This is a genomic window from uncultured Kiloniella sp. (assembly GCF_937128705.1).
In the GTDB taxonomy this organism is placed as follows: domain Bacteria; phylum Pseudomonadota; class Alphaproteobacteria; order Kiloniellales; family Kiloniellaceae; genus Kiloniella.
Genome location: NZ_CAKZMP010000219.1, coordinates 1 through 11,415, shown reverse-complemented (window position 1 = coordinate 11,415; position 11,415 = coordinate 1). Strand labels below are relative to the sequence as shown.

General features: G+C 43.9%; 14 protein-coding genes. 2 read left to right on the top strand and 12 right to left on the bottom strand.

Annotated features, from left to right (window positions below; translation table 11 throughout):
• From Q0241_RS11550 to Q0241_RS11530, 5 genes are all read right to left on the bottom strand, one after another.
• The coding region (locus Q0241_RS11550) for a terminase small subunit (RefSeq protein WP_299377499.1) at nt 1-335 on the bottom strand (335 nt) is incomplete at its 3' end.
• Between the two features lie 140 nt (nt 336-475).
• On the bottom strand, nt 476-1,090 hold the full coding sequence (locus Q0241_RS11545; protein WP_299377497.1) for a hypothetical protein: 615 nt from the start codon (nt 1,088-1,090) through the stop codon (nt 476-478).
• 610 nt (nt 1,091-1,700) lie between these two features.
• The gene (locus Q0241_RS11540; RefSeq protein WP_299377495.1) at nt 1,701-2,003 is read right to left on the bottom strand and encodes a hypothetical protein; all 303 of its coding nucleotides are present in this window, start codon (nt 2,001-2,003) and stop codon (nt 1,701-1,703) included.
• Between the two features lie 104 nt (nt 2,004-2,107).
• Nucleotides 2,108-2,302 carry a helix-turn-helix domain-containing protein gene (locus Q0241_RS11535; RefSeq protein WP_299377493.1) on the bottom strand — a complete coding sequence of 65 codons (195 nt, stop codon included), beginning with the start codon at nt 2,300-2,302 and terminating at the stop codon, nt 2,108-2,110.
• Between the two features lie 43 nt (nt 2,303-2,345).
• Nucleotides 2,346-2,582, bottom strand: a complete 237-nt coding sequence (locus Q0241_RS11530; RefSeq protein WP_299377491.1) for a hypothetical protein — start codon at nt 2,580-2,582, stop codon at nt 2,346-2,348.
• Nucleotides 2,583-2,708: 126 nt separating this feature from the next.
• Between Q0241_RS11530 and Q0241_RS11525 the strand changes: the two genes are divergently transcribed.
• Both Q0241_RS11525 and Q0241_RS11520 read left to right on the top strand, forming a co-directional pair.
• Complete coding sequence (locus Q0241_RS11525; RefSeq protein ID WP_299377489.1) at nt 2,709-3,119, top strand: thermonuclease family protein; 411 nt, start codon at nt 2,709-2,711, stop codon at nt 3,117-3,119.
• Nucleotides 3,088-3,435, top strand: coding sequence for a hypothetical protein (locus tag Q0241_RS11520; protein ID WP_299377487.1), 348 nt, complete (start codon nt 3,088-3,090; stop codon nt 3,433-3,435). The genes Q0241_RS11525 and Q0241_RS11520 overlap by 32 nt, the downstream gene beginning before the upstream one ends.
• Before the next feature lie 80 nt (nt 3,436-3,515).
• Here the strand turns inward: Q0241_RS11520 and Q0241_RS11515 are convergent, their stop codons facing one another.
• The 7 genes from Q0241_RS11515 to Q0241_RS11485 form a co-directional block, all read right to left on the bottom strand.
• Nucleotides 3,516-3,722, bottom strand: coding sequence for a hypothetical protein (locus Q0241_RS11515; protein ID WP_299377485.1), 207 nt, complete (start codon nt 3,720-3,722; stop codon nt 3,516-3,518).
• A gap of 223 nt (nt 3,723-3,945) precedes the next feature.
• Complete coding sequence (locus tag Q0241_RS11510; protein WP_299377483.1) at nt 3,946-6,798, bottom strand: hypothetical protein; 2,853 nt, start codon at nt 6,796-6,798, stop codon at nt 3,946-3,948.
• Entirely contained in the window at nt 6,782-7,144 is a 363-nt protein-coding gene (locus tag Q0241_RS11505; protein WP_299377481.1) for a hypothetical protein, read from the bottom strand. Before Q0241_RS11505 ends, Q0241_RS11510 begins: the two co-directional genes overlap by 17 nt.
• Nucleotides 7,145-7,244: 100 nt before the next feature.
• Nucleotides 7,245-7,958: a hypothetical protein gene (locus Q0241_RS11500; RefSeq protein WP_299377479.1), complete on the bottom strand. Its 714-nt coding sequence runs from the start codon at nt 7,956-7,958 to the stop codon at nt 7,245-7,247.
• Complete coding sequence (locus tag Q0241_RS11495; protein ID WP_299377477.1) at nt 7,958-8,179, bottom strand: GcrA family cell cycle regulator; 222 nt, start codon at nt 8,177-8,179, stop codon at nt 7,958-7,960. The genes Q0241_RS11500 and Q0241_RS11495 overlap by 1 nt, the downstream gene beginning before the upstream one ends.
• The gene (locus tag Q0241_RS11490) at nt 8,176-9,513 is read right to left on the bottom strand and encodes a site-specific DNA-methyltransferase (protein WP_299377475.1); all 1,338 of its coding nucleotides are present in this window, start codon (nt 9,511-9,513) and stop codon (nt 8,176-8,178) included. The genes Q0241_RS11495 and Q0241_RS11490 overlap by 4 nt, the downstream gene beginning before the upstream one ends.
• The gene (locus Q0241_RS11485; RefSeq protein WP_299377473.1) at nt 9,510-11,384 is read right to left on the bottom strand and encodes a DNA cytosine methyltransferase; all 1,875 of its coding nucleotides are present in this window, start codon (nt 11,382-11,384) and stop codon (nt 9,510-9,512) included. The genes Q0241_RS11490 and Q0241_RS11485 overlap by 4 nt, the downstream gene beginning before the upstream one ends.
• Nucleotides 11,385-11,415 lie beyond the last annotated feature (31 nt).

The window sequence follows — 11,415 nt, the reverse complement described above, 5'->3', positions numbered from 1 at the left end:
ATCGCTACAGCTACGTTTACCTCGACCGTTTCGCCGCGCATAACATCCCGTTCCATTTCGGATTTATCGGCATCAGCTGCCATCTTTCTGGCTCTATCAGCGTCGTAATGGCTAACCTCACCACCAGCAACTTTGCGTGCTCGATCGACAAGCCAGCGCACCGCTTTGGCCGTATCAATTTTATACCCTTGTCCTGACTGTCCGGACTCTTCAATCGGCATTCCGTCCTTGATGTGTTTTCTAGCCGTCGGGTCTGTGCATCCCAGCAAACTGGCAAGCCTTGCAAGAGTGACTATTTCACCTGGTTTATCTTTTTTGGTTTTGCCTTGGCTCATTGATTATATCCAAATTAGAAACAATAAGTTACCCGTAATAACCATTGATGAATTAAAGTTGCGAATTAGCCACTTTCTGCCATCTTGCTGTGACCCGCAGGTGAGGGGGCCTAGGAAGAACCTATGATATGTGTTGTATATCAATGCTTTGCTGTCCTTAATGCTCTTGACATGCTTCTGCCGAAGTTCTTGTTAAGGCGTCTACTGGCGGTTTTCTTCACACCGTCGTTAAATGACATGGCTGGGCGTATGGTTTGAGACTTGATGCGGATGTACAGCAGTCGTCGTTTAGATCGTTTGGGGCCATAGTGTTGATATATACCCTCGCTGTTACCAGTCTTTGAGAGAAATACGTTCTTCTTCTTGAAGACCCGTGAGGGGTGTAGAGCCCTTGGAATTTTACCTGTCTTGGTCTTCTTCACACCGATTGGTTTGTATAGGTACTTTGATGTGTTGGGGCGTCGTATCGTAGTCTTTTCACCCATCTGTTCTGCCATTGACCAGTTCTTGTGTCCCACTGTTGCTGCCATGCGGTGCAGTCCGTCGCTTTTACGTGCCTTGGTAATGGATAGCTGGCCTTTACGTGTCAGATAGCTGGTTTTAAGTGCCATAGCCCCTGTCATAGCTTTTGCTGTATCGGTTTGGGCGTCTTGTGCTGTGTGTGTCAGTGCTTGTGCCATGGCGAATGGCATCTGCTTTCGTCTCAGATGGTCAAAGCTTCTTTCTAGTTTTGATGTTTTGAATTCTATATCCACAAACGGTTTCATTCGGGGATTATGCCGATAAGCGGTAGATTCGGCAAACGTGAAGTGCCGTTAAATAGTGTATATTCACTTAATAGCTTTGATATTATTGAGTTATTTTGATTGTTTCAAATTCTGTGAATGGCTGTGAGTTTTGTTTTATACGTCTAACCCACTGTTTTATATATAATAATAATAATAATTAATAAATGTATATATATTATAGTATATGAATACGTATGAGAGGGGATATAAATGTAATTATAATATATGTGACGTGTATCATGTGTATTACGTGTATAAGGGGCTGTAAAAAGTGCGAAAAACGCATACAGCCATACAGTATTGATTTAAAAGATATATTCTGTATTTTCGCCTGTATGGGGTGTGAGAAAATTCACATACATTTCAATTTAAGCGCGATAGTTATAAATTAAAACAATCCTAGGTGTCGAAAACCGTTTATAAATTGGGCGCGAAAAATGTATGGTGCATTTATAATTATAAGTGGGTGGACGTTTATAAACGGCATTATAATTTATAATTCGGTATAAACACCGTTATAATGTCGGTGGACGTTTAAGTTGACGCATAACTTTAGGCATTAATCACGGTCTTTAAATTAATTCTGTATTTCAGGTTTTAAAAGCTGGCGACCAAAAATTCGGTTATCAGGATCGCCAGAAAAGATATATTTTTCAGAAAGCATTTCATTTTCATCACGGATAAAACCCGCTTTGTAGTTTAAGAAATGCATTAACTCGCGCACTGGTATCCAATTGGTAATTTCAATGTTTGCTTCCTCAATTGCAGGGCCAACATCATCTTCATAATCAATTGGGTCAACGTTTTCATAGAGGGGAAGTAGCGCGTCTAGAATGGTGTGCATTTCGTCATCAGTAATATTTAATTTAAACTTAGTCATTTTATCAATCTCCATCTGGCGGGCTTCATTGCCCTTGCTGATATAAACACAATAGGCCCATTGGGCCGATTTGTCAATACTTGTTGTTGAATTAATTTCAATTATTATTCAATTTCAGGCGGCACAAATCCCGCTTCCAGCCATTCCATGACCCTACAGGCAATCGGGTTAGGTGGTCGCGTCCCGTCTTCTTGTTCCCATTTGCGAACAGTTCTTGGGTTCACATTGAGAATTGTTCCTAATTGTGTTTGCGTTAAATTTAGCCTTTCACGTGCGGCTTTAAATTCTATAGGCGTCATTTCTTTTCCTGACATTGATAAGGGGCCGAAGCCCCTATGTTATTTAAGCTGGCTTATCAGCTGGCAGACTGGGTGACATTGAACAGTTTCCATATGGAAGAATGTATTCAACATCGTCAAATCCGACTTTAACTGATTTCCTGATGATTTCGCTCTTGTTGCGTGGGTTTTTAATCCAGATTGATTTTTCTGTTCTTTTAATGATCGTCATATCAACTTTGACATCAGTATCACCGATAAAGCAGAGTGTGTATGTTGTGTTAGCTTTAAACTTCGTCATTTTATCAATCTCCATTTGGCGGGCTTCATTGCCCTTGCTGATATAAATACTATAGGGCCATTGGCCCTGAGTGTCAATACTGAAATAGAAGTTTTTTAAATTAGTTACGAAATGTTAAAATATGTGATGCATAGATACCTTTCATTCATCCCCTTCCTATTTATATCTCCCGCACTCGCAGACGGCCTATCCGTCCCCGCTGATGTTATATCCGTTTACGATGGTGATACCTTCAAGGCTCAAGCCTATCCATGGCCCGGAATGACTATGGCTGTGTCTATTCGCGTTAATGGCATTGACACACCAGAGATTAGAGGTAAATGCGATGCTGAGAAGCAAGCCGCAATCGTAGCTCGTGATTACGTTCGTGATGTGTTGGGCGAATCTGTAATCTTGAAAAACGTCAAACGTGGCAAATATGCGGGTCGTGTCGTTGCAGATGTGTACCTGACCGATGGTCGTAGCCTGACAGAGCTGTTGATTGCTTCTGGTTTGGGGCGACCCTATGACGGCGGTAAGCGGTCGGGGTGGTGTTGACCAGAAAGAATGTTCTTATTACGTTCTTATTATGACGCACGACTCTTACATCACCGTCCAAAAGCACGGCCTCTACAAATTCACCGTCTATGATCACACAGGCCGGATTGTGAAGCGTGAGAAGATTGCCAAGAACGACATGGAGCGACCAGCCCTCGAATACGCTTATCTGCTTTTGGAAAAACAAACCCGCGATGGCCTTGGCGGTATGGTCGGTGTGACTGGGCCAAAACTTCATAAGGTCGTTTATAAGAATGAGGGTGATATAGAGCCGTCAGAAATGGGGCTTGATGATATGGATTGTTGGATTGATTAGGTATCCAGTTGCATAGGTGAGCTACACCTGCCACTGGATACAAAATTTCTTTTGAACAACTCTAGGGTGTTTATTTATTTTCATGCTGCTTTTTTATCAGCTTTCTCTATCGAACTTATAAGAGCATCTACCATAATGTCAGGCGTTATGAGCCTTAATGCATACTCTATATTAGTCGCAGTCGTTTCAATTTCATCTATTACACTGCTTTGGTGTATTTTATTAGCTAATTGGTTCAATCGCTTAAGTTCTAGGGATAATATGTCGGCAATTTCAGTATTGATCACACACGCTACTCCGAGTTAATCCTTGCCCGTCGCTGGCCTGTGACAGGGTAGGGCTGATATGGGTTAAATACTTATTGACGTGGTTTTTGCGTGTATAAAAAACCAGGTAAGGTGGCCTCAGAAACCACCCCCCCTTACCTGTCATGCAACTGATAAGAGCAAGTTAATGTTGTATGCAATTATTTAGGATTGCAATAACAAATTTGTGTCAAATTAATCATATTCACTGAAAAAGTGTAATTGGCAGTATAATCGCAGGGGTGGAAAGTGCCGTTGTAAAACGCACGTTATTGGCAGATTTCCGCGCCCCTTCAATCCTTATAAGTGTAGTTCTGAACGATGCAGACCACTGTGTTTCTTTGAGCATTCTTTTTAAGTGATTTGATGTTGTAGAAAACTTAATTCCACCTGAAGTGTCTCCTGTAAGTGACGGCGAATCCACACGAATACCATAACGGCGAAGTGTTTTATCAGCTAAATCCGATGGTATATTTTCATCATCCTGATCATCCAAAGCACCTGTTATTAGTTCACCGACTGTTCGCTTGTAATGAGAACCGTTCCCGGCATTTACCGTTAATTCATACTCAAGTATGTAGTGCAATAACCTATTCTCGTCACTTTCAGCGTCGATCGAGGTATGCTCGCTCCAGTCGTGTTCTTTTATCCATTGTATAGCGCGTTCAAACGTTATCACCTTAGTTGAGTGGCAAAGGTAGGCACCTGCCAACATTGCCCCGATCTGATCACCGACACGCCGATCTTTCAAAGCGATGGCAGCTGCTTTGGCAAAAGTATCTGCATTTTTTTTAATGGTTTTTAGATTCGCAACGGATCGCATGACGAGGGCTGCTGCAAACTCTGGCGTTAATTGTGAGTGGATAAGATTGAGAAGGCGGCTGTAATTTTCTTCGTTCCGCTGTCTTTCTTCTTCGTTTTTGTTGCTATTTGGACGTAGTGACAAGAGAGTGACACGGGTTTCATCGGCATAGTGTTGAACTGCGTTGTTGATCGAAGCAAAACAAAACATCGACCTGGTAAGAAACTGTTGAACAGTACCGTTTGCAGACCCTTTTAATAATTTTGCTCCACTGTCAGAAGATGCGACCCGTGCAAGATCTAAAACGGCTTGCATTCGTTCCGCGGATTTAAAATCTTCGCCTTCTGCTTCATCGAATATGACTGGTAGGGCGTCTGCACCTAATCCATAGCGAATACCGGCCTCTGTGGTTTTACTGGCTACTTTTAAGGCCATAGGGCCAACAATATTGCTTACAATATCTGTAATTACCGTTGATTTTCCCGATCCGGACGGGCCTGTTATCCAGATGTGCGGCCGCCAGTTTAGCATTCCACATACCGGGGCAATAATCATCCACCCAGCGAGGCAGGTAGCGGATAGGTCATTTTCCCATTGAACAGCATTACATATTTCAACTACGGTATGTGCCTCTTTGTTGGTGGCTGGCCGTTTTGGCTCTATGCCAAGGCTGGTGTCACCTTCATAGGTGTAACGGCTTTTGATTGTAATGGGTGACATGGGCTGTCCATCAACAATGAGCACGTCACCCAAATGGAGCACGGCCCGTCCATTGTCTAGCCAAGCGCCTCGGCCTCTACGGTGTTCTTCTGGTCTAAATATACCAACACTATGAGCAATGTTTATAAGTGCATTAGCTGCCATATCCCAATCGGGTGAACCTTTTTTAGGGTAATGGCTTTCCCAATAATCCATTGGGGCTATTTGCAGCAGGTTTAATTTGTTGTGGCCTGTCGCGGAAAGCTCAACGATTTGACTGGCTGAGTTTGATAGATAGTAATACTTCCCACGGTTATGCCCTAGAATTCTAAAAGGGGTTTCGTCTTCAGGCGGGTCATAAGACATGGTTTCAGCATAACCCGTCATGTCGCCATAACTGTCTTCTGGGCCATAGTCGTTTGGCTCTAACTGTGGTGGTTCATCGTCTTTAGGTGGTTCTGGCTTGTGGGGAACGATTGGACCGCGTTCAACGGCTTTTTTTATACGAGCATCCAACCACTGTTTTGCGTCGTCTTGTGACCAACCACTTTCTAGACCATCGCAAATATCCCAGCCTTCTTCTCGATCTGGTTCCGGACTCACTATGAGAAGCTTTGCCAATCCTGCCAGATGTTGCTGGACGCCGTTAACAAATTGGGGAGGGCGGTTTTCTTTTACTTTCCAGAACCCTGCCATTCCATCAATGCCTGGCTTATCGTTGTCGTGGATAGCTATTACTTTACGACCATACAAAGCGGACCATTCCACTTTAGCAGATGATTTTGAACCGCCGGGCCAAGTTACGACCACAGCAGATGGGAATAGTTTGATACCAGCATCACACGATTTTTCACCCTCGACCAGAATAACTGTGGCATCTGGTTTGGCGTCGAGTTGTTCCATCCCGTAAATGGGGCGGGGTTCTGGGAAACCTTTCAGACACCATTTTTCAGAACCATCGGGTAATTTGCAAAACGTTATAGGTGGGGTGATTTTCCCATCTGGCATATCCACCCTGATAACGTAGCCTAACAGGTGGCCTTCACGGTCACGATAGGGGTGCACAAGGGTTGGTTTGAAGCTGGTAAATTCCTTCATGGAGCCAGCTTTTTTGGGGTTGTATAGGGGAACGGTTCTACCGCTGGATTGCATTAATGGTGGTGCTGTATCTGGTACAGGAAATATTGGTTCTGGCACTGGTGCTTTAGGCTTGGTTTCAACATTGGCCCGCTGTGATATGTCACGGTCTTTGCTGTTGCCCGATGATAGGCCTAAATCTTTTGCAAGTTCCCGTGCGGCTTCGCCGCCTTCCATCCCAAACAGATAGGCGTACAGGTCAATAGGATCGCCACCAGTATCACCACTGGCGAAGTCTCCCCATACCCCTGTTTCAACATTGATAGAAAAAGAGCCCTCTTTTGAATCTGCACGGGTCGGGTTTATAGATTTATATTCAACACCATCAAGACGCCCTTGGGGCAACCATGTGTTTAGCAGGTTAGGCAAGGAAGCAATGGCCGCTTGTTTGATTTGGGCAAAGTCAATCTTGTTGCTCATTTCCTACCTCACTTATCCCGGCAACAGCTTGTTCTGGTGATCTTGCAACCACATAGATGCCGCCGTGTTTTATCACCATTTCTTCAAACCGTTCTTGCTGATCGCGTTGCTTGCCTGTTTTCGTTTTTGTCTCGATCGATATAAACAGACCAAAGGTTTTCCCAACCATTTCGGGGGTGATTTTTGTTGCTTTTAGTCCAAGAATGTCACCGGAACCGGGAAGGCCGAAACGTACCAATTGCCCTGATTGGTTTTTAAGGGCACCTGTATTGTTTCGCCACACAGTCACGCCGTCTTGTTTGGATAGATCCAGAAGGCATTTTTTTGTTATTTCAGTTTCAGACATTAGAGTTCACTCAGAATATTAATCAAAACAAGAAACTCTATGAAATTGAAAAAAACCATTATGAGTATGATCCATAGAACAAATGCTTCTCTTGTACTCATTAGTTAACCCCCGCTTCTTTTAATGCATGGGCAAGGACATCGCTTAAATCTTGCTTAGGCAGTTTGGGATGGCGCATGAAATGAGTTATCCGTGATGGTGGTTCATTAGGCCCAAACACAGGTGTGCCGGGGTAACTCAACCATCCTGTGTATTCTGGTTCACATCCATCCCAAGTGCCCCAGTAAACGTCTGGAATTCTGCCTATGGCATTTATAAGGATATCAATTCTGGTACCGTCTTTCGGTGCATCTTTGATCGGGAGCCATGGCGTTGTGGCATCATCGACATGACCGGACCCACCACAAGACGGACAATTCATATGATCCCAGTCGGGTTCTTTGCCATCATTTACAAAAATAACCGGATCTAATCGATTTTGAGCCAATGCCAAATTAAGTTTTTCGATTTCCTCAGCCGCTTTTTTTAATAAAGGTGTGGAATGCCGAAAGGATTTTAAATCCTCTGCATAAGCAGCCATCAATTCAGCAGATAAATCCATAGGTGATTTCTGTAGATCGTTACTGACTTCCAGAAGCTTTAACCTGTTAACTGCATCGCAGATTAATGGGCCATCTATATGCCCGATATGGTTTACCACGATGTTACCGATAGCATCTTCAATATAATCGTGCCGCCCTGAATTTGTGATTCTGGAAGCCTGATTGTGATAGGTCCAAGGCAAGGGCGAATAGTGTTTGTGATTTTTTATCATTATCTGCTTCCCTGTTTGAAGTGGTTCCATTTGTAAGCTGCCCGGAAATTATTTTTCACATGTCGTTCTTCAGGTGAATCTGGCTTTACATGACAACGAGCATGGTGGTGGGGGCAGTAAGACGAACCGGGCTTTGTGGGCTTGCCACAGAAATGTTCATCAGTTGTTGGTTTTGGTAATTTATTACCCCACATCGGGTACTGGCATTTTCTGATCGTCATGATTTGTCCCCGCTGAAGAGGGGTAGACCCTCAGTCGTTTGTTTTGAGTGTCTGTTTTTGGCGCTGGATGAATGACCACCATCACCTTGATAGTGATCAATTCGGGCTTTGATATCGGAGAGAGATTCAGGATCTTTTTCAATGAGGTAGGCGTTAACATTTTCAGCGATGGCAGCAACGCCTGTTGATCCAGACCCGGCAAACGGATCAAGGATTGTACCGCCTGGTGGCGTTATTAGTCTGATCAACCAGCGCATCAATGAAACAGGTTTTACTGTTGGATGTTTGCTACCCCACCTGTCTTCCTTATCGGCCTTTGCGCTATAAAGAAAACGGGAAGCCGAGCCTGTATCATCGTAAAAAGTGCTTGGTAATCGTGTTTCATATTTACCAAAAATGCCCTTTGTAACAGAACTTGGTTCATCTCCTTTAACAGCTGCAAAGCCACCTTTGTTATTACCAAACTCTGCAAAGGCTGCTTCAACTTCTGGGCTACCGTCATGAACTACATTTGCAGGCCACCGCCCGGGTTTGGTTATTCCAGAATATTTTTTTTCCTGTTTCCAATTACCTGTTTTGTTAATTTCTGAACCTGATGCTGTTCGTTTGATTGTGTATTCCTTGGCTTCACTGTCCTCGCTATGAATACGACAGGCATCTATATTTATTGCACCAGTTCCATGACAAAGGACATTTGCAGCAACAGAACTTTCAGAAATCGGCTTTCGTGCGTGGCAGATTGGCTCAACAGCTGGCTTTAAAGCTGTGCCCCAGCCATCCCATTTTTTGGCTTCATCAGTAGACGGTTCTGTTATGTTACAAATGCCAGCATAATCGCCATATACATTTCGTTCACGGCCACTTCTGTTGATTTGCCCTGTTTCTTTTCTTGTCGCTCCCTTTATGCGATCAATGCCTTTTGAAACGTCATGCGATTTAGGGAAGCCAGTGCCGTAAAGCCACATAATCTGGTCGCGAATTTCAAAGCCAGCATCTTCAATGGCGCAAGTCATGCGATGGTATGTTCTTGAGTGGGAGAATGCGATTACTTGACCACCCGGTTTTAGAAGTTCGAAGCAAAGATCCCAGGTTTCTTTTCTGAAAGCGATATCACCACCATCCCATTCTTTGCCCATGAATCCTTTTGATGAACGCCGAAAAACTCCCGTTGCACCATCTGCTTTTGCAGCAGTTGAATTCTGACCACCAAAACGCTTTACGATGCTTGTAAGGTGATAGGGTGGATCGCAGACCACGGCATCTACTTGGATACCCTGACTAATCATGTCTTGCATGATTTCCAGACAATCACCGGGGTTTATGATTATTGTCATTCTGCTGCCACCCCCATAGGAGAGAAAGCCTGTGTCTGGTTGGCTCTGATGTGTGCTGCTGCCATGTTGGGTGGAACAGAATTTCCACACCTTGCGGTTTGCTCGGTTGCAGTGATGGGGTTGCCATCAATGTCGCGATCAATAATGTAATCTGCAGGAAATCCTTGGGCGGTGAACTGCTCTCTTGGGGTTAGCATTCGAGTTAAAATATCAACAATCACCCAACGCTCACCGTCTACAACTACAGTTCCATCCCATATATCAAGCCCAATGTGCTTATCTATTAAAGCGCGTACCTTCTCAGCACCTTCAGCCTGTGTACCCCTCTGAAATTGGGCAACGGTTAGGTTGAAACGATCCTTTGTTGTAAGTGTATCAATCGGTTTGTCTACGGGTTGAGCCGTTGAGTTTCCGTAATATTTTGTCATCACAGCAGCTACAGGCATCAAGTTTTTGCCGGTTGCTGTGATAGTCGGAACTGGTTTTTCTATGGGTGCTGCTGTAGATGTTCCGTACAGCTTTGCGAGTGTTGCGGAAACAACTCTTGTTTTACCTGATCCACCTGATGTCAGGGTTGGAACAGGGCTTTTTATATCTGCTCCGTTACTTTTGCCAAAGTCTCTAGCCAATACAGCGCAAACTGGCTGTATTTGCGTTGAACGCTTTGTGAGGGTAGGAACTGGTTGCTTAACATCACACCCGATTACCCCCCCGTAATGTTTCGCCAGGACGGGCGAAACGAGCATATGCCGTGATTTACGGGTGATTGTTGATAAAGGCTTAGTAAGGGGAGCGACGCCGGATTTATTGGACTGCTGGTCAATAGTGCCAACTACAGGCGCAATTATGGGGCCTTCTATTTCTTTTATAAATGGTTTGGGGTTTTTTGCCACAAACTTATGCAGGCCGACAATACAACGTCTAAGGGTATTATCTGCCAACGGCCTTTTGATATTGGGGCCGCCATTTTTTCGGATACTTTTTGCTTCTTCTGAAGAAAGAAATACTGAATAACCGAGATTATTCCAGTCAATGATATCAGCAGCAATTGGCCATGCTTTCCATGTCCCGCTTTTTACTTCTTCTGAGTCAGGCTCACCATGGCTTGCTTCGGGCCAGACAATTGGTTTTCCATCACTACGAGCTATGACCAGAAGTCTAGTTCTGCTTGTACCATCACCGTAACGGCTGGCTTCAACCTTTCTTCGGAACTCAATTATATATCCATATTTTTTAAGTGCTTTGCACCAATTTTTAAAGCCACGACCTTTATACTTTTTACTTCTATCTGGGACCATTATTTGTTGATCAACCGGGGTTCTTTCGCCATTCAACGGAACTGAACCGTCGACGCGAAGAACACGCTTACCTGGTTGGGTTTTGTCCCGTTTAGCGATTAATCTTGACCAATCTGCAAATTCGGAAACATTCTCTAAGTACAGAACATCTGGAATGTTATCAGGATTATGCTTGTAGATTTTACCAACCCATTTAATTCCCATCCAAGCTAACCCGCGTTCTTTTTTTCTTATTGGAACGCCGCCACGGGCTAAAGAAAAGTGAGTGCAATCAGGGGATAACCACAAACCGTGTACCTTTTTCCCCTCTGTGATCGTTACGGGGTCTGATTCCCTTAAATCTTCTAGGTAATGTCGGGTGTTGGGGTGATTCACTTCATGCATTTTGATTGAGGGGGTATTGTGATTAACGGCTACTTTTACCTCTTGACCCGTTGCAATTTTAAATGCTTCTGAAACGCCTCCACCTCCACAAAAAAGGTCGATAAAGTTGATCCATTCCAAACTTGGTTGAAAATAAAAATTACCGTTATTACTGATAATAGGTGAATTTACCGATTGATAGTCGTGCATAATCTATTCCCCATCCCTTTTGTTTGCTTGA